Origin of the sequence: Bilifractor sp. HCP3S3_D3 (genome assembly GCF_052063915.1) — a bacterium.
Lineage (GTDB): Bacteria > Bacillota > Clostridia > Lachnospirales > Lachnospiraceae > Bilifractor.
Genome location: NZ_JBQHWP010000004.1, coordinates 66745 through 84536, shown reverse-complemented (window position 1 = coordinate 84536; position 17792 = coordinate 66745). Strand labels below are relative to the sequence as shown.

The 17792-nt window shown below is 56.5% G+C and carries 15 protein-coding genes and 1 tRNA gene; 1 reads left to right on the top strand and 15 read right to left on the bottom strand.

Features of this window, described 5'->3' with window-relative positions:
• Positions 1-3: 3 nt before the first annotated feature.
• The 10 genes from tet(W) to ACTNDI_RS03515 all read right to left on the bottom strand — a co-directional run bounded on the left by tet(W) (position 4) and on the right by ACTNDI_RS03515 (position 11393).
• Positions 4-1923, bottom strand: a complete 1920-nt coding sequence (gene tet(W) / locus ACTNDI_RS03560) for a tetracycline resistance ribosomal protection protein Tet(W) (protein ID WP_441099383.1) — start codon at positions 1921-1923, stop codon at positions 4-6.
• A 640-nt stretch (positions 1924-2563) separates the two neighbouring features.
• Positions 2564-2752 carry a hypothetical protein gene (locus tag ACTNDI_RS03555; protein ID WP_441099382.1) on the bottom strand — a complete coding sequence of 63 codons (189 nt, stop codon included), beginning with the start codon at positions 2750-2752 and terminating at the stop codon, positions 2564-2566.
• A complete protein-coding gene (locus ACTNDI_RS03550; protein ID WP_441099381.1) occupies positions 2742-3035 on the bottom strand; it encodes a type II toxin-antitoxin system RelB/DinJ family antitoxin in 294 nt (97 codons plus the stop codon). Before ACTNDI_RS03550 ends, ACTNDI_RS03555 begins: the two co-directional genes overlap by 11 nt.
• A gap of 349 nt (positions 3036-3384) precedes the next feature.
• A tRNA-OTHER gene (locus ACTNDI_RS03545) sits at positions 3385-3442 on the bottom strand.
• A gap of 67 nt (positions 3443-3509) precedes the next feature.
• Positions 3510-5708, bottom strand: coding sequence for a family 78 glycoside hydrolase catalytic domain (locus ACTNDI_RS03540; RefSeq protein WP_441099380.1), 2199 nt, complete (start codon positions 5706-5708; stop codon positions 3510-3512).
• Positions 5709-5727: 19 nt separating this feature from the next.
• Positions 5728-5994: a DUF5605 domain-containing protein gene (locus ACTNDI_RS03535; RefSeq protein WP_441099379.1), complete on the bottom strand. Its 267-nt coding sequence runs from the start codon at positions 5992-5994 to the stop codon at positions 5728-5730.
• Between the two features lie 59 nt (positions 5995-6053).
• On the bottom strand, positions 6054-6710 hold the full coding sequence (locus tag ACTNDI_RS03530; protein ID WP_441099378.1) for a GDSL-type esterase/lipase family protein: 657 nt from the start codon (positions 6708-6710) through the stop codon (positions 6054-6056).
• Position 6711: 1 nt separating this feature from the next.
• On the bottom strand, positions 6712-8781 hold the full coding sequence (locus ACTNDI_RS03525) for a beta-galactosidase (protein ID WP_441099377.1): 2070 nt from the start codon (positions 8779-8781) through the stop codon (positions 6712-6714).
• Between the two features lie 20 nt (positions 8782-8801).
• Entirely contained in the window at positions 8802-8966 is a 165-nt protein-coding gene (locus ACTNDI_RS03520) for a hypothetical protein (protein WP_441099376.1), read from the bottom strand.
• Between the two features lie 24 nt (positions 8967-8990).
• On the bottom strand, positions 8991-11393 hold the full coding sequence (locus ACTNDI_RS03515) for a glycoside hydrolase family 3 N-terminal domain-containing protein (protein WP_441099375.1): 2403 nt from the start codon (positions 11391-11393) through the stop codon (positions 8991-8993).
• A 52-nt stretch (positions 11394-11445) separates the two neighbouring features.
• On the opposite strand from ACTNDI_RS03515, the gene ACTNDI_RS03510 reads away from it, so the two are divergent.
• Complete coding sequence (locus ACTNDI_RS03510) at positions 11446-11829, top strand: PocR ligand-binding domain-containing protein (protein WP_441099472.1); 384 nt, start codon at positions 11446-11448, stop codon at positions 11827-11829.
• Here ACTNDI_RS03510 and ACTNDI_RS03505 read toward each other — a convergent pair.
• The 5 genes from ACTNDI_RS03505 to ACTNDI_RS03485 all read right to left on the bottom strand — a co-directional run bounded on the left by ACTNDI_RS03505 (position 11810) and on the right by ACTNDI_RS03485 (position 17709).
• A complete protein-coding gene (locus ACTNDI_RS03505) occupies positions 11810-12514 on the bottom strand; it encodes an SGNH/GDSL hydrolase family protein (RefSeq protein WP_441099374.1) in 705 nt (234 codons plus the stop codon). The genes ACTNDI_RS03510 and ACTNDI_RS03505 overlap by 20 nt on opposite strands.
• Positions 12504-12767: a hypothetical protein gene (locus tag ACTNDI_RS03500; protein ID WP_441099373.1), complete on the bottom strand. Its 264-nt coding sequence runs from the start codon at positions 12765-12767 to the stop codon at positions 12504-12506. Before ACTNDI_RS03500 ends, ACTNDI_RS03505 begins: the two co-directional genes overlap by 11 nt.
• The gene (locus ACTNDI_RS03495) at positions 12764-14005 is read right to left on the bottom strand and encodes a helix-turn-helix transcriptional regulator (protein WP_441099372.1); all 1242 of its coding nucleotides are present in this window, start codon (positions 14003-14005) and stop codon (positions 12764-12766) included. The genes ACTNDI_RS03500 and ACTNDI_RS03495 overlap by 4 nt, the downstream gene beginning before the upstream one ends.
• 111 nt (positions 14006-14116) lie before the next feature.
• Positions 14117-15502: an MFS transporter gene (locus ACTNDI_RS03490; protein ID WP_441099371.1), complete on the bottom strand. Its 1386-nt coding sequence runs from the start codon at positions 15500-15502 to the stop codon at positions 14117-14119.
• A gap of 110 nt (positions 15503-15612) precedes the next feature.
• The gene (locus tag ACTNDI_RS03485) at positions 15613-17709 is read right to left on the bottom strand and encodes a hypothetical protein (RefSeq protein WP_441099370.1); all 2097 of its coding nucleotides are present in this window, start codon (positions 17707-17709) and stop codon (positions 15613-15615) included.
• Positions 17710-17792 lie beyond the last annotated feature (83 nt).

The following is a 17792-nucleotide window of genomic DNA, read 5'->3' as shown; positions in this document are numbered from 1 at the left end:
TCTTTACATTACCTTCTGAAACATATGGCGCACCTTGTCCAGGCGGCTGTTTGGACGGCGGGGCTGGATGACCGGCTGACCGACAGCGGCCTGATATCCTTTCAGCTCTGTAAGGCATACGCTCCGCCCGTTGGTGTAAAAGGCCAGATCAGTACGGTATGCCTGTATACAGCGGGCGGGAATCTCGCCAGTAAAGACAACTTCATCCTTTTTTACCTGGGCCGTTTCGATGGTGGCACAGTATTTCGGTGCATCATGATAAGCCCTGGAAAGGTATTCCTGGGGCGCATAGAGGATGAAGGAGAGATAAGGTTCCAGCAGCTGCGTCCCCGATTCCTTCAATGCCTGTTCCAATACAATCGGGGCCAATGAGCGGAAGTCCGCCGGCGTGCTGACCGGACTGTAATAAAGCCCGTATTCAAAGCAAATCTTACAGTCCGTTACGTTCCAGCCGAACAAGCCCTGCTCCAGCCCGTAACGGATACCATCCCTGACAGCGTTTTGAAAACTCTGGTTCAAGTATCCCAGCGAAACCCGGCTCTCGTATTGTACACCGGAGCCAAGCGGGAGTGGTGTAACAGACAGTCCGATGGATGCCCAAAACGGGTTGGGCGGCACCTCGATATGGATGGTGTGGCTGGCTGCTTTGAGCGGCCGCTCCATATAAATGACGGTGGGTTCCTTTACCACTGTTTCAAGCTTGTATTTTTCCGACAGCAAAGCGGAAACGACCTCCAACTGCACCCGGCCCAAAAAAGAAAGAATGATCTCATGGGTGATGGAATCCACTTCGCAGCGCAAAAGCGGGTCAGTATCCGCAAGTTGCGTAAGAGCGTCCAGCAGCCGTTCTCTTTGCGCTGCCGTTTTCGGCGCAATCGTCGTCCGCAGCATGGGGAGGGGGGCCTCGCGCCACCTTTTACGAGGGAGCCGGGTTTGATCCCCTAATACATCGTTTAACCTCACGCTGTCGCTGGGAAGGATAACAATTTCGCCCGGATAAGCGGTGTCTGTCCGAACAATTTCCCCTTTGGATGGAATACGCATCTCTGTGATTTTCAGCTTTTCTCTCCCGGCCAGGGCCACCGTATCCCGCAGGCGCAGCGTTCCGCTGTATAGCCGCAGATAGACACGCCGCTGGCCGCAATCGGTGTACTCAACCTTGAAAACGCTGCCGCATAGGGTGGCGCTCCCCTGTTCCCCAATCGGTTGGAACAGTCCTGTCACCGCATCCATCAACGGTTGAATGCCAAGGCCCTTTTTGGCGCTGCCATGATAGACCGGAAACAGGGAGGCTTCTTGAACCCGCCGCTGTTCCTCCCGCGCAAGTTTTTCCCGGCTGATTGGTTCTCCTGCGATATACTTTTCCAATAATTCATCGTTATTTTCGATGACCGCATCCCATGCTTCTATGTCGGTATTTTCCTCCAGGACTATTTCCGGGGACAGCGACACCGTCTGCTTGATGATAATATCGGCGGAGAGCTTATCCCGAACAGACTGAACCACGCTCTGCAAATCAACGCCAGCCTGGTCGATCTTGTTGATAAAGATAACGGTGGGAATGTTCATTTTCCGCAGGGCATGGAACAGAATACGGGTCTGGGCCTGCACGCCATCTTTAGCGGAGATCACCAAGATGGCCCCATCTAAAACAGCCAAAGAGCGGTACACCTCCGCCAAAAAATCCATGTGGCCGGGCGTATCCACAATGTTAACTTTACATCTGTGCCACTGGAAGGAAGTGACTGCCGCTTGAATGGTAATCCCACGCTGCCGCTCCAAAAACATGGTGTCCGTCCTCGTTGTCCCTTTTTCGACGCTCCCCGGTTCTGAAATGGCTCCGCTGGCATATAGCAGGCTCTCCGTCAAGGTCGTCTTTCCAGCGTCTACATGGGCAAGAATTCCAATATTGATTATTTTCATGTGATTGTCCTCCCTTTACAGCCCCAAAGGGCATAAAAATCCCCAGCAGTAAAATACTTTTACCACTGGGGATTATAAGTTGCGGACATACACATATACAGCATACACCTGTTTGTGATTGCTGTTTTTGGGGATATGTCAAAATTGATAAGGCAAAAGTATTCTTAAATTGGGTACAAAAAACTAAGCCCCTACAAAAGGAGCTATCATAATCCTTTGTTCCCACTATTTGATTATAGTTTTATTTAAGAATACCTTGCCGCATATTTTTTACTCCTTTTCTGGATTAAATCATTGTATCACATCAGTTTTAGGAAAGCAAGTACCTAAAAGAAATTTTTCTTCCCCTTATATGTAACAATCATACCGGCTTCCTAGCGTTCAGAATGTTTTCTGCTGTCTGCTGTGGTGTTTGGTTGGAATTGTCCAACCAAAAGCCGATCCGTGGTGTTGTCTGCATTTTACTAAATACAAATTCAATGTATACAGAAAGATATAAGGAGTGGGAGGGATTCCGCCGTAGTTGGCATTGTAGGAAAATCCAAAAGTTTAGATTTTCCCACAATGCTTATCTTTTGGTCTTTGGTTCGGAATAGTGTAGTGCTGGCGGTCTATCTCTTGTTTTCGGTTGCTTGCTTCCTTACCGTACATGAGCATTATCACACGGCTTCAAACTTCCTGCAACACTTTTAAGGCTCTGAATAGTAGCCTCAAAATCATCCAAAACATTTTTCGCCGCCTGATCACTTTTTTTCACCATAAGCAAATATCTGATGTATTGATTTAGATCTTCTTCTGCATCTGCTGTTACTACTACTTTATATTCCATACTTTTCTCTCATATCAGCAATAACAGCATCCGCAGATCGATAGTTACCCTTTGATGCAGATACTCTTGATTTCTCCAGTTTCTCCAACATCATTTCTTCAGACATGGCAGCATACGGATTATGCTCCACCCGTTTTATCTCAAATGGGAAACCGTTATTTGCAACAGCTTGTGTCAAAAACATCCGAATTGCAGAAGTCGTATCTGTACCAAGATCTTTAAACAACTGGTCTGACTTTCTCTTTAACTCATCATCAACACGTACTTGAATTGTACTTGCCATTCATTATTCCTCCATTTCTTTTTTATTATTTTAATACACATTCATTGCTGTTTCAATTTATTTGTATTGATTTTGCATCCAACTGCAGCCATCCGCCCGTTTTTCAGGCATTTGTGAGAAATGGCCTCTAATGAGCGTGGATTATCACCGGTGCTCTCGCATGATCAGCGCAACGAACGCCTTTGTCGAACCAAAGACCCGAAAATCGGTAAATAATCCGCTCGTTAGAACAATCGTTATTATTTTAGATTCCAGCTAATATGTAGAAGGGGGTTTTAGACGGAAATCGTCTTGTGAGATAGAAGAAGCGGGAACCGATTTTTTCGGTCCCCGCCCTCCAAATTAGCGTTCCTGGGCGGATTCGAACCGCCGGCCTTCCGCTTAGGAGCGCTATCCGCCTTTTAGCTTTTATGAGCTTTCGAAGGCTTAAAACACTTGTATCTATGCATAAGGCCTGCAGGCTCTTTTCTGTTCTCAGATGCTTCTTTCCGAAAAGCCTATTGTATGTTCCTTTTCGGGAATTGAATGGATACTCCAAAATGTATAGCTTCCGGACATGACATACCGATCTTCACCGCCAAGGCGTACCAAGGCAGGAACCGGCGTCTCCAGCTCATACCGAATGCCGGTATCTTCATAGCGCCAGCTTGCACGGATGGTCCCGTGCCGGGTCTCCAGCTCCGCCTTGAGAAATCCGATCCGGGGATCGGGATGCGGCTCATAAACAAGAGCGGCAAAGCCGGGAGCATTCTCCTCATGCCGGATGCCGGCGGCCTTTTCAAAGATCCAGTCCGCCACTGCGCCGTAGGCGTAGTGGTTGAAGGAGTTCATATCCGTGCTCCAAAAGCTGCCGTCTTCCTTCGCGCCGTCCCAGTGCTCCCAGATCGTGGTGGCGCCTTTCGTGACGGAGTAAAGCCAGCCGGGATAGGCCCTGCGCAGCAGCAGATCCCAGGCCAGATCCGCGTGCCCGTAGTCGGAGAGCGCGTGCAGCAGATAGGGCGTGCCCACAAATCCGGTGCGCAGCTGCTTTCCGTCGGCGCAGACCAGATCCGCCAGGGCGTCGGCGGCCTTCTGCGGGTTTTCCGCAATGCCAAAGTGGATTGCCAGGACGTGCTCTGTCTGGGTGCGATAATCAGGATAGCCCTTCCGGAAGCGTTTGGCAAAGCCCTCATACAAGTCCTGATAGGCATGCACATCCATGCCAAGCAGGCGTCCGGCCTTGCAGAACAATTCGATGGCATGAAGCCGGAAAGCCGCAGCAATAAAGCAGTCTCGGGTGGAGCCCTTGTAGCTGCCGCTGGGGGCGTCCAGACCGAGCCAGTCGCCGAAATGGAAGTGCTCTTCCCAACCATCACCGGAAATATAATCCACCCACTTTTTCATGCTCTGGTACTGGGCTTCGAGCACGGACAAATCACCGTAGGTCTGGTAGATCGTCCAGGGGCAGATGACCGCTGCGTCGCCCCAGGCCGCGCTGCCGGGAGCCGTGGGCATCACATCTGGGATGACCTGGCCCACTTCGCCGCTTTCCCGCTGGTCGGCTGCCAGATCCCGCAGCCACTTACGGAAGAAGCGCTCCACATCGTAGAGATAGGACGCGGTACGGACGAAGACCTGCGCGTCGCCCGTCCAGCCCAGACGCTCATCCCGCTGGGGGCAGTCGGTGGGCACGTCCAGGAAGTTCCCGCGCTGGCCCCAGACGATGTTGGAAAAGAGCTGATTGAGCATCGGATCGCCGGATTCAAGCCACCCGATACGCTTCATGTCCGAGTGGACGACGACGGCGGTGAAGTCTTCCACCTTCACCTCTCCCGGCCACGACAGCAGCTTGATATAGCGAAAGCCGAAGAAGGTCAGGCGCGGGTGCCAGATCTGGTTTCCTTCCCTGCAGCGGAAGAGCACCTCTGCCCTGGCGCTGCGGTAATTGGCATTGTAGAAATTGCCGTTTGCGTCCAGCATTTCCCCATGAGTGAAGCGGACTTCGTCGCCCTCTCGGGCCGTCACGGCGAACTCCACATAGCCTGTGACCTCCTGGCCGAAGTCGATCACCGTCTCTCCGGCCGGGGTATGCAGCACGGCCCTGGCGGCCACGCGCTCCGTCTCCCGGATCTCTTCGCCCTCCTGGGGGATCAGGATCTCCTTCGACCAGTTCAGCAGCCGGGCCGCCTCCCAATCTTTGGGGGCAAAGGCCGCGTCATAGCGCTCGCCGTCGTAGATCTCGCTGAAACGGACCGGGCTCTCGGCAAACTCCCAGCTCTCGTCGCTGCTGAGAACGCTCTCACTGCCGTCTGCAAAGTGGACTTCCAGACGTGCGATCAGGCCGCAGGGCTGGGAATAGCGGCGGCGTTTGTCCTCCGTATCCTCCCAACCAGGCATGGGCGAGCGGAACCAGCCGCGGCCTACGGTGACGCGCAGTTCGTTTTCTTCGCAAATCAGCGCCGTCACATCGTAGGTCTGCACCTGCAGGCGATGATCGTAACTGGTCCAGCCCGGGGCCAGGACGAAGCCGCCCACACGATGCCCGTTCAGTTCCGCCTCATAGACGCCGAGAGCTGTGATCTCCAGGGCGGCAGAGACGATTTCTTTCTCCGCGCAAAAGCGCTTGCGGAAAACCGGGCACACATCGCCCAGATCCCGCGCTGCGGTGATCCATTGACTGTGTTTCAGTTCCATGTATATCCTCTTCCTCTCTTCACACGATTCTTGCTGCCAGCACCGCCAGCCCCTCTTTCCCGGGCAGGCGCAGCTTTGTCGTTCCGCAGGCATTCTCCTCCAGGACGGTCCTTGTCATGTTCCACACGTCGATCAGCTCAACAAAGTAGCGCTTGTCCTCCGGCAGAGGCAGCGTCTGCTCGCCGAAGCACTGCCGGTCGTTGAACCAGAGGTAAGCCTCCTCACCCGCGTGGGAGGCCCACTCGTGCTCACCGGCGATATGGGCGGTGCGGTCGTCGACCTCCATGCGCCCAATACTCGCGGCGATGGAGCACATGGCCTGCAGGCTCTTTGCTATTCTCCGGCTTAGTTCAGTTGGATTTGTTTATTCAGGTGTTCCGCAATGACCCGGTTACCAAGTTTATTGGGATGCACGCCGTCACAGAAGTATTCCGGGTGTTCCTCCGTCAGTGCGTAAAGATCGATCACCTGCAGCGCATATTTATGCCCGAGAGAGAAAACCAGCGAGCGGACCACGTCTCGGATCGGTTCGTTTTCGATGTCATAGGCAATCGCGCCAGTTTCGTCCTCAGGGAAAGCCCTGGGCGGCGTCATCAGGACAAGGCGATGGTTCCATGGCTTTTCTTTAAGTTCCCGAGCCAACTCCTCATACTCCCTCGCAAAACGCTCCGCATTCCAGTTGTATGGCTTGGAGTCGTTGGTTCCGAGCATCAGAACGATCAGCTCCGGCTTTGCTTTTTCCAGCCTCTTCAGGAAACCGATCCTGTGGTACGGGAAATCGCCTTCCCGCTGGAGCGTTGCACCGGAAACGCCGTAGTTGAGCACCTGGAAGCTGCCGCCCAGGCGCTTCTGCAAAATATATGTCCAGGCGTCTGTCTTCCGCGTTGCCGCCACACCGGCTCCGAAAGTAATGCTGTCTCCGATGCAGGCAATGCGGCGGCGGCTGAGATCCGCCTTTTCCGGAGGAACCAATAAACGGACTAAGTACAGAACGAGATTCATATCACACCTCCAAAACGAGAACACCAAAGGGCGGCAGGCTGATTGTTCCGGAAACGAATCGGTCTTCCAGCAGATCGCGCATTTCTTTGCGCAGGACGATTTTCTGCTCCTCCGGCAGATAGTTGAGCAGCATGAGGAAACGCCGCCCATCCTTCTTCCGTTCCGCAATCTCCACGGCCTCCGGCGCATCCAGCAGCCCGTCAAAGCGCCCGGTCAACTCCGCGTATGCAAACAGCTTTTCGAGCAGCGTCCGAGAGAAGACGCTGCCCCAGTGGAGACAGCGGCCGGCGCCGAGCCTGTGCTCGATCAGAGCGGGCGTTCCCGCAAACCAGGAGCTGTCGTAGCGGGCCAATACCGTAGCGACCCCCTCCGTGTCAAGCTGGTCCTGGAACACAGGAGCCTCAAAACGCTCGCCGTCCCAATTCACCGTGACGGTGGGCTCTGCGGGGTGCTGGAAGCCGGATTCCCGGACTATGCTGCCCGTGAGATCGCGCAGAAGTCCCGGCGGAGGCGACAGCACAGCCTGGCCGTTTTCCTGCTTATAGCCCGTTCGGCATCCCAGGATCAGCGTGCCGCCCTGCTCCACATAGGCCTTGAGCAGCGCCGCCCTCGCCTCGGTCATGATGGCCGGGTGCGGGTAGATCAGTACCGGGTAGCGGCAGAGGTCTTCGAGCGCAGAATCATCCGCCAGATGGAGATAGTCACAAGACACATGGCTCCGCTGTGCCTGCTGATAGATCGTATTCTCGTCCGGGAAGCTCAGTCTCCCGTGCCAGGCGTCGATCTCGGCGTCGCAGGCATTGTCGTAGTCCTTGACGATGGCGAGCTTCGCCACATAGTCAGAGCCGCAGAGCGGCGCGAGCTTTCCCAGATCCGAAGCAAAGGCCGCGACTTCGCGCAGGCGGCGGTTGTCCCGGCCGTCATAGTCCAGGATGCCGTGCCAATACATCTCTGTGCCGAAGCTGCAGGTTCGCCAGCGGAAGAAGGAGACAAAGTCCGCTCCGTGGGCAACGCTCTGCATGGCCCAGAGCCGGATCTGGCCGGGGCGCGGCTGCGGGCCTTCCATGCCGGAGACCCAGCTGCCCGCGCCGGACTGCTGCTCCAGAATACCAAAATGCGGGCAGATGCCACGCACCTCGCTGAGACTCTTTCCGCTCAGGCGGTCGTTCAGATCGCCCTCAATGCCGTAGCCATGCTCCTTCAGCAATTCGCTGCGGTTCAGGCCGAAGGCAAAGTTGGGATAGGAGTCATAGCCGAAGATGTCCAGGCTCTCGTCAAACATCTTCGGATTGTCGATGTGCCAGAAGAGCGCGTTGGTGGTGATGAAGTCGCCGGGCTTTTTATATTGATTCAAGATATCTGCCTGCAGCTTGCAGAAGCCGCGGGCACTCGCGGAAACAAAGCGGAGATAGTCCAGCCGCTGATGGGGGTTCCAGCCCTTGTTCAGCACATGACCGGGCAGGCGGATCTCCTCCCAATCGGTGTAGGTCTGGTTCCAGAACCGGGTCCCCCAGGCACGGTTGAGCGCGTCCAGGCTGCCGTAGGTCTCCCGCAGGAAGACGCGAAAGGCCGCCTGATCCGCCTCGGAATGAAATTCACAGGTCTCGCAGTTGATCTCATTGTCGATCTGCCAACCTACGATGGCGGGATGCTTCCCGTAGTGCTCGGCCAGCACGGTGACGATGATCCTGGTCTTCTCCCGGTAGAGGGGAGAGTTGTAGTTATAGTGCCGTCTGGCGCCATGCTCATAGGGGATGCTATTTTGGTCCGCGTTCAGGACTTCTGGGTATTTCTTTGTGAGCCAGGCGGGCGGCGTAGCGGTGGGCGTGCCGAATATGACCTTCATGCCCTTCTCCGCACAAAGATCCAGGAAGCTGTCGAAGAAGTCAAAGCGGAAAACGCCCTCCTCCGGCTCCGTCAGGTTCCAGGCAAATTCCGCGATGCGCACCACGCGAATTCCAGCGGCGAGCATTCGATCCAGATCGCTCTCCCACAGGCTTTCGTCCCAATGCTCGGGATAATAGCACGTGCCGACCGTGTATTCCGGCCATTGATAATTTTGTTTTTTCATGTTGTTCCCTCCTTTTCCTCTCAGGGCAGCTCCCGAGCTAGAATGCTCTTCATCAACGCGGTCCAGACGTCATGTCCTTTTTTGTTCAGATGGAATTTCAGCAACACATTTTCAAACAGATCAATTTCTATCAAAAACGCTATCGGCGCAGAAAGCAGGCTTATATTGCGGTCTTCGCTTTTCATACAGATACTCCTTCAAGCTTCGGTTTACTGAATCGCAACTTCTGCGTAAAAAGCCCTGTCGCGTCCCTCAAGCCAAGCGTTTTTGGAGACAGTGTAACTGCCGGTCAGTCGGATATCTTCGGAGGAGGAACCAAGCTGCACCTCGTATTCGCCCTTTTCGATCTTCCACTTCATGTCCTCGTCCACAAAGGCCATCTGACTGGACGAAACGGTGAAGCGAACGGTCTTTTCTTCATCCGGCTGCAGCTCGACGCGGGCAAAGCCCTGCAGTTCCTTGTTGGGCCGGGTCATGGAGGCCTGCACGTCCCGGAGATAGAGCTGCACCACCTCGGTGCCGGCGACACGGCCGGTATTCTTCACCTTCACGGAAACCGTCAGCTTCTCAAAGGGGCAGACCTCATTTTTGTCGATCACAAGATCGCTGTACGCGAACGTGGTATAGCTCAGCCCGTGGCCGAAGCAATAGCGCGGGCGGTGCGGGCAGTCCACATAGTCGGCAAAGCCGATGCTGGGACTCTGATGCCAGCCGGAGCCGTTGGGATGGTTGTAGTAAACGGGGATCTGCCCGGCGTTATGGGCCACGGAAATCGGCAGCTTTCCGGAAGGATTGTATTTGCCCAGCAGCACGTTGACCACAGCCTCCGCAGCAAATTTGGCCGGCGTAAAGGCTTCCACAATGGCGTTCAGATGCTCGTCGGAGGCATCGGAGGAGATGGGCCGCCCGTCGAAGTGAACGCCGATCATCGGCTTGCCGTACGCTGCGGCCCTGCGGATGAATGCGTCCTGGCAGGCGGGGAGGTTGATGTTTGTTCCGTCCACGCCCTCTGCCATGGTGGCAATGGAGCCGGAGCCGTTCTTGCCGCCCAAAGTCAGGATCACCGCGTCGGCCTTCTTTACGATCTCCAGTGCCTCCTCAAAGAGCCTCTCGTCCGCGCCGGCTTTGTAGTAGCCGGGAGCGTACAGAATCTCCGCCTCTGGCAGTTCCTCTCGCAGCACCTCAAGGAGACTGCGGCATTTCGGCTCCAGTTTGCGCAGCACCTGGTTGAATTCCTCTGTCTCGTCCACCTGCACGTTGGTGCCGGGGACGCGTTCCATCTGGGCATGAACGGCGTCTCCGCCGCCCCCGACACCGGCCATGGAGTTCATGGCGGCGTGCATGGCTTCCACCATGCTCAGGTGGGTGTAGCCGCCGAAGTAATAGCGGGCGTTGTTTGCATGGGGGCCGATGACTGCAATGGTCTTTTCTTTGCCGGAGAGCGGCAACGCGCCGGTGTTCTTCAGCAGGATGATGCTCTGCTGGGCCGCCCGGAAGGAAACCTCGTCGTCATGGGCGTGGTGCACTGTCTCTTCCAGCTCCGCCCCCTGCAGAGAGAAGGGATGCTCAAAGATCCCCATGCGGAATTTGGCCTCCAGTACGCGCAGCACGGCGGCGTCCACGTAAGCTTCATCCGCTTCACCCTTTTCAAAGAGCTCCTTCATCTCACGGAAGGCCTCGGGCATGGGAAGCTCCACGTCCAGGCCCGCTTTCAGGCAGCGGTAGCCAGCCTCGCCCTTGCTCTCGCTGGTTTTCTGATACAGGAAGGTGTTTTCCGCTCCGCCGTAGTCGGAGACGGTCACGCCGTCAAAGCCCATCTCCTCTCGGAGCAAGCCGGTCAGGTATTGCTTGCTCGCGTGCATGGGCAGACCGTTGATGGAGCAGTAGCAGGGCATCACACCGCGCAGCTTTGCCTCGGTGATGGCGGCCTGGAAGGGCTTGGCGTAGACCTCCCGCAGCAGGCCCTCGCCGATCTCCACGTCCGCGCCGTGAATGCCCGCCGCGCCCCGGTGAAAGCCCAGAAAGTGCTTGGCAGCGGATTCGGGATGGCGGCCCGCCGTCCCGGTCTCCTGAATACCGCGGGTATACGCCGTACCCAACGCCGCGGCCAGAGTGGGATCCTCACCGTAGGCCTCGGACTGGCGGCCGAAGCGGGAATCCCGGGAGATGTCCAGCACCGGGGCCAGGATCTGGGTAAAGCCGAAGGCGGCCTCCTGGCGGGAGACGATCTCGCCGATCTCCTGTTCGAGTGCCGGGTCGAAGCCCGCGCCGCGGTTCACGCCGGAGGGGAAGGCCGTGGTGTCCTGCAGCAGCGCCCCGTTCACACCCTCCATGTGGAAAACAGCGGGGATGTGCAGGCGGCTTGCCTCCATCACCGCGCTTTGCAGCTCGCGCTGCCAGGCGGCAGCCTCCTCGATGCTCCCGCACATGCGAAAGCCCAGAGTGCTGATCTGGCCGATGCCGTTTTTGAAGAATTCCGCCATCTTATCTTCGTAACCCCTGACGGAAAAAACGCCCGTCAGTTGGGCGATCTTCTCATCCAGCGTCATTTCCTTCAGCAACAGCTCCGCCCGCTCCCGGGCAGTCAGCGTCGTATCCATATAGTTTTTCATGAGAGCGCCTCCTATTCGCATGCAGTTTTTGTTCTTGCCGATATTGTAAGGAATTGTCGGAGAAAAAGAAATATCTATTTTCGCTATAACATGCAAAAACTCGTCAAATAATAGCGGCATCTGCAAGGGCTTTGATGCCTGCATGGCCTGCAACAGGGAGGCCTGTCACAGGGCAGAAAAAAAGCACAGCACCCACATTTACCGCTGTCACGCCGGGCTGACCGAGGCCGTGACGCCGCTATATGTGGGTGATGTGCTGGTGGGCTATCTGCTGTTTGGGCATGTGTTTTCCTATCCCTCCCACGAGGAGGGCTGGCCGGTGATCGAAAAGCGCTGTGAGAGCTGCCATGTGAATGCTCGGATGCTGAAAGAGGATCTGTTCACCGGGCGAATGGCGAAGCTCTCAATCATGAGTGTTACAGCAAATAGGGCTTGAGGTTTTCAAAAACAATGCGGTAGGCGCTGGCGTACATGTGTACTCCGTCAATGGCAAACTCCGCCTTCTGCTCTCCGCTCTCATCGCAGAGTCCCTGATTCACGTCGATGTATCGGCAGCCGTACTTCTCTGCCAGGGCTTTGACGCGCGCATTGCAGGCTGCGATATTCTCCGCCGTGCGCTCCTTGAGCATGGCCGCCTGCCATTCGTTCTGATCCGGCAGATGATGGTTTGTGGGATAATAGGCCATGCAGAAGATTTCGGCGTCGGGCAGCTTTTCCCGGGCGATGCGCAGGATCGCCTCGTAGTTATCACACAGGTGCGCCATCCATGTCTCGCCGTAGATGCGGTCGGTCATGTCATTGGTGCCGATGTTCAGAAACACCCTGGACGGCTCCAGATTCAGAAGCACCGTGTCGATCTCCCGCAGGAAATCGTCGGTGGTAGTGCCGCCGATACCGCGGTTATACACCGGAAGCGTAATTCCTGCGTCCATGGCCAGCTCGCAGACCGGGAACTGCTCCATCAGCGAAGAGCCGGTGAAGAGGATCCCTCCTTTTTTTGCGCAGGCGTTGAGGATTCGATAGTTCTTCACCTTGTCCGCCTGCTCTTTTTTCGCCCGCTCCTGCATGCCGGCGCCGATGGCCCGCATCAGTTCCTCCGGGATTTTGGGATCAGCATTCATTTTGTGTTCTCCCTTCGTCATCGCTTTCCTCCAGATAGGAAGAGAGCTTGTCATAGTCGGCGCTGTCCTGGCAGACGACGGTTCCGCCCCGCAGATAATCCCTGTCCCCACAAATGCTGGCGAACAAAAACTGTGACAGCGTGGATTTCAGATTCAGCCGGTCGTCCTCGTCAGAGCAGAAATACACGTCTGCCGTACAGGACTGAACGGCCTCCATAAAATCGATATATCGATTCATTTGCTTGAGCTTCATGTCGTCTCCTTTATCGTTGAAAGTTGTCCGCCCTGTTCGCGGAATTTTGCCGGGGATACGCCCACATGCTGGCGGAACACCCGGTCAAAGTGACTGCGATTGCCGAAATGCAGCAGATCGCTGATATCCTGGATCTCCCGGGAAGTGGTAACCAGCAGGAGCTTTGCGGCGTCGACACGCACGCTGTGGATATAGTCGCTGATCTTCATGCCCGTTTCTTTGGCAAATTTCCGGGAGAGGTAGTATTCCGCATAGCCGCAGTGGCGCGCAATCTCTTCCAGCGAGATCTCGTTCATATAATTGGCCTGGATGTAGCTTCGGCAGTCGCGCACCGCCTTGGAAAGACCGGTGCTCTCCCGGGTCTGCCGCACCTGACGGAGAAAGGCGTTGTACATCGAAGCTCTGATCTTCCAGGCCCTTGAAAAGCCGCGGGCGTCCTCAATCCGACGGATCCACTCATTCTCCATGGTTTTCGCCGTGTAGACAGGCACGCCGCTCTTGACGGCGGTGCGAGCGCACAAAGCGGTAAAGATCAGCAGGTTATCCTTGATCTGCCGCATGGAGTCCAGACCGAAGTTCTGCAGCTCCCCAGGATAGGAATCCGCCATGGGCTGGGGCGCCGCACCCTCCGAAAGCTGTTGCAGCAGCATCTCCTCAAAGGCCGTCATACGTTCATAGTCATTGCGGTCGGCGAACCTTTCCGAATCCTCCGGCTTTCCTTCGCGCACGCTTGCCGTCTGCGGCGCAAGCGTCAGCGGGCTGACAGCTTCCTGATAGCAGGTATAGTGGAGCATGCATGCGTATTGCCGCAGCATCTCAAAGCTCAGAACCGGCACATCCCCCAAAACGTTGAGGTACTGCCGCCGCAGATGCTGGGAGATCCCCTGACGATCCAGCGCCATCAGACTGTCCTCCACGGAGGTGTTTTTCAAATAGGTAGGGCCGAGGATCACCAGAAACCGCCCGCCGTTTTGAAGCTGCACCCACTCCGCGATCCACACGAGCCCCAGCTTGCCGTCGAGAATGTGAGGCGCAGGTTCGTCTTCTTTCACGCCGATGGCTTGATCCAGTACGCCGCCCACACGCAGAAAAAGATGGTATTCCTCCTGATGAGGAGCGGTGCTGATATACAATTGTTTCTCCTCGTTAAAGCACCAGGCGCCCATACGGCACGCGGAAAAAACCTGGCCCTGCAGGTCGTTGAGGCGATATTCCACATCCGAACGGGCACATTTCATCCTTCTTCACGCTCCTTTGGGAGCATTATACGCTATTTTCCTTTTTTCGTAAAGAATCAGCGGTGGGCAGCAAATGCTCACCGCTGATTCAAGTCGAGGAGTGAAAAGGGATCAGGCTTCGTGCTTCGCTTCGGCTTCGGTGCGCCGGGCCTCGTTCTCCGCGCGGATCTGAGAGATATTCTTATCCAGGTTGTACAGGCGGAAGACCAGGTACACGACCACGTTAAGCGCTGCGGGAATCAATGAGTACAGCAGGCGGATCATGGTAATGGCGGAGTCGGGCTGTACGGCCAGGTTGCCGTCATAACCGGCCAGGCCGATCAGAATACCGAGGATGCCCGCGCCGATGCCGGCGCCCACCTTGCTGGCAAAGCCGTTGACCGCGCCGAGAGAGCCCTCCATACGGCTCAGACCGATGTGCTCGTTATAATCCGCGCACTCGATGATCATCAGCGCAGCGAGCATGGTGACGGGGACAGCGCCAGCACCGGTGAGAATCGCGCCGATCACCAGCAGGATCATATTGCTGCCGGCGAAGAAGTTCACGATACCGGCGGCCGCGCCCACCAGCAGGCCAATGCGGACCAACTTGGCAACGGACATCTTTTTGAGCATCTGGGGGAAGATGAACATAAGAGGAAGAACGATGACCTGGCTGACGGCCAGCACACTCATCAGCTTCACATTGCCCACAATTTCTGTGAAGTAGAAGACGCCGGTGCCCATGTTGGTAAGCAGGTTAATGACCAGAGAGGCCAGCGCAATAATGTAGATATAACGGTTTTTCTTCAGAAGCTGAAAGACTTCCTTGAGGTTCACCTTGTCGCCTTCGGCGCTCACGTCCACGTTGTTGGTCTCCTTGATGACGAAGAAGCGGAGCATACCCAGCACCGTCAACGGAACAGCGAAGATCAGCACCAGCTTGACCCAGCCGCCCTGGCTGGTGGCCATGGTGCCCATCAGCGTGGGGAAGAGGACGTTGAAGATCAGTACGATCAGCATCGGGACCACGCCGCCATAGGTAGATAACTGAACATACTCCTTCTGGGAGGAGAAGGCGCGCACCATGTAAACGGTGCTGTTGGCGTTGAGGAAGGTATAGAAAATGGAGTTGGAGAAGAGATACATGACCAGAATCCAGATGCTCTTGACCACCATGGTGGCGCTCTCAGGCATCATGAACATTAGCACGGTGGTCAGCCACATGCCGATCACGCACAGCTCATAGGGTCGGCCGCGGCCCATCTTGGTGTTGGTGCGGTCGATGATGAGACCGGCGAAGAGGTCGGTGATGCCGTCGATGAACTTGCTGGCCAGCAGCAGGCCGCCCACCAGAGCGGCGGGCATTCTCATCGTTTTTACCGCAAAGATGGTCAGATAGCCAAGGATCATCATGGCCACGCCCGTGGAACCGCCGCGCAGGGACCAGGCTATCAATTTGCCGAAGGGCACGCCCTTTTCCTTCACGGGAGCGGGGTTGTTGATTTCTTCATTCATGGGAAAGCTCCTCTCTTTTATGCGTTTCTGATTTGATGTGCTTTCATTATATTTGGATCAAATCCACACGGATACATCTGAAATAGCGAGTTTTTGATCAAATTGAACAATTATTCTTCGACGATCACCCGCACACGGTCCAGATTCTTCACCTGTGTGAAGGGATCCTGCGCATCACCGTTGCGCTGGCTTGTCACACGCACGGAGACGAAATAGGTGCCGGGCTCGTCGAAGCGATGGGTGATCTCGGACACAGCGAGCTGCGCGCCGCTTTTCTCGCTCTTAACAAAGCTGCCCTCAACCGGGAAGAGATTCTCGGGCGGCGTGGGATAGCTCCAGCTGTCGTTGAAATCATAGCGGACAGAGGTGATCTCGCCCGCGCCCTCCGGTACGGTCATTTCCGCGCGGAGCACGAATTCGCCACCGGCCTTCACATGGCAGCACTTCTGCCCGTTTGCCGTGAGCGTCACGCCTGCCTGCATGCCCTTTCTCGCGATGGGATCGGCTTCTTCGATGATTTGGCCGCCCACGCGCTCATAGACGGTGGAAGGAAGGGGCTCTTTGCCCGTCTGAAGCCAGTCTGCCATATCCAGCAGAGCCTGCAGCAGCGCGCCCTTGTAGTTGACGATCATGTTGTTGCCGAGGGACTCGATATCGCCGTGCATGCAGCGCTGCATGTAATAGATGCGGAAATCCTCCTCGCCGCCCTTGCTCTCGCGAACCTTGCCGCGGTACCAGTCGCCGCACCAGGGGCAGGTGGATTCGTCCATCAGGGACTGGATCACAATGACCTTGCCCTGGGCGTTGCCGTCCTGCACGGTTCCGGTGCCGGTGAAGCCGTAGCCCATGACGTTGGCCCGCTGGGGAAGCGCGGGACTGCCGTCGGCTTTGCGGAACTGGTCCCAGGCGTGGAAGCTCAGGTCCGCGGGCACCTGATGGCGGTAGTAGGACTGAATGGCGATGTAGTCAGAGTTATCAAGCGTCAGCTCGTCGCCGGGCCTGACCTTGCTGAGAATGCCGGGCACATCGTCCATACCGTAGCACATGCCGATGGTAAGAAATCCGCCGCCGTTTACCCGGTCGTGCTCCATGCCACCCAGCAGCAGCTGCTTGCCTGCGGCCTCGCCGGTGACGAAGGTGATGTTCACGCCGCGCAGATAGAGATCCTCTCCTTCGGGGAGCGTCTCCATCTCGATCCAGGCGTCCTTGCCGTCCGAAAGCATCTTCTTCCATGCGTTGTCCACGCCGTTGCGGCTCTCCAGCTCATTTTCCTCGTCCAGAGACTCCTGCACGCCGGGCAGATGGACGCGGCGCACCTTGCCCTTAAACTGCAGGCGGTCGCGGCAGGCGTTGCTGTCAGGGTTGGCCCCCAGATAACCGGGCACCGTCCAGAAGTCCGTGAAATAGCCGGGATCGGCCATCTTTACGCCGGGAGACAGCACCGGCAGCGAGCCGTCGTCAAACTGGCCTCTCGCCTCGGGGTACCAGGCCAGGGGTGGGAAGCCCATATCGGTCAGCTCCCGCAGCATGGCGGCCTCGTCCTCACTTAAACCGGCGTACATATCCCCGCTGCCGCCCGCGTCCAGGGCGTCCAGGATCTTCGGGAAGGCATGGCGCAGCACGCGCTCGCCCTGCACATGCATGGTGATGGTGTTCGGCAGGCTCACCGGAGAGCCGATCACATAGGGCACCGCGCCGTCCCAGGCGTCGGTGTTCTCGATGCAGGCCATGGTCTTGTAACCTCCGCCGCTGCCGCCGAATACGATGCCGACCGGGCGGGGGCAGGCGTAGATCTCCATGGCTTTTTTGCGTGAGAACTCCGCCACGGCCGCGCTGGATTTCCAGCGGTCTTTGTCATCTCCGTTGGGCCCGAACATGGTCTTGGAGCCCATGTTGCTCTCCACGAAATAGGCGCCGTTTAAGAGGGAAAAGCTGATCACGTCGTCGCCGCCTGTCTTGTTCAGGCTGGCCATCTCCTCGTCCGGACCGGGGAAGGGAGAGAGATACTGGAAAAAGCGGCCCCGGAAGGCGTCCCGCTTCGGAAAATGGATGCTGAACTTGACCGCCTTCTGCCGAAAACCGCCGTGGATATAGCGACAGGTGATCTCCTCGCCGTTGGGCGCTTTGCGGGTGCGGATCTCGTCCACGTCCACATACACATCCTGGTAGTCCGGATCCAACAGTGCGTGATAGATTTCTTTACCCATAGTTCTGCCTCCTAATAATTGTTTGAAAGATTTATCATGCCTCAATAGTAGCAAAACGAGAGAACCGCCGGTATCTCTCGTTT

Bases quoted from the DNA above. Each gene is read 5' to 3' on its own strand.
- ACTNDI_RS03525 (WP_441099377.1), bottom strand. From the start codon at position 8,781: ATGAAAAAACAAAATTATCAATGGCCGGAATACACGGTCGGCACGTGC.
- ACTNDI_RS03500 (WP_441099373.1), bottom strand. From the start codon at position 12,767: ATGAAGCTCAAGCAAATGAATCGATATATCGATTTTATGGAGGCCGTT.
- ACTNDI_RS03505 (WP_441099374.1), bottom strand. From the start codon at position 12,514: ATGAATGCTGATCCCAAAATCCCGGAGGAACTGATGCGGGCCATCGGC.
- ACTNDI_RS03530 (WP_441099378.1), bottom strand. From the start codon at position 6,710: ATGAATCTCGTTCTGTACTTAGTCCGTTTATTGGTTCCTCCGGAAAAG.
- ACTNDI_RS03535 (WP_441099379.1), bottom strand. From the start codon at position 5,994: ATGGAGGTCGACGACCGCACCGCCCATATCGCCGGTGAGCACGAGTGG.
- ACTNDI_RS03490 (WP_441099371.1), bottom strand. From the start codon at position 15,502: ATGAATGAAGAAATCAACAACCCCGCTCCCGTGAAGGAAAAGGGCGTG.
- ACTNDI_RS03515 (WP_441099375.1), bottom strand. From the start codon at position 11,393: ATGAAAAACTATATGGATACGACGCTGACTGCCCGGGAGCGGGCGGAG.
- ACTNDI_RS03550 (WP_441099381.1), bottom strand. From the start codon at position 3,035: ATGGCAAGTACAATTCAAGTACGTGTTGATGATGAGTTAAAGAGAAAG.
- ACTNDI_RS03555 (WP_441099382.1), bottom strand. From the start codon at position 2,752: ATGGAATATAAAGTAGTAGTAACAGCAGATGCAGAAGAAGATCTAAAT.
- ACTNDI_RS03520 (WP_441099376.1), bottom strand. From the start codon at position 8,966: ATGAAAAGCGAAGACCGCAATATAAGCCTGCTTTCTGCGCCGATAGCG.
- ACTNDI_RS03495 (WP_441099372.1), bottom strand. From the start codon at position 14,005: ATGAAATGTGCCCGTTCGGATGTGGAATATCGCCTCAACGACCTGCAG.
- ACTNDI_RS03540 (WP_441099380.1), bottom strand. From the start codon at position 5,708: ATGGAACTGAAACACAGTCAATGGATCACCGCAGCGCGGGATCTGGGC.
- ACTNDI_RS03485 (WP_441099370.1), bottom strand. From the start codon at position 17,709: ATGGGTAAAGAAATCTATCACGCACTGTTGGATCCGGACTACCAGGAT.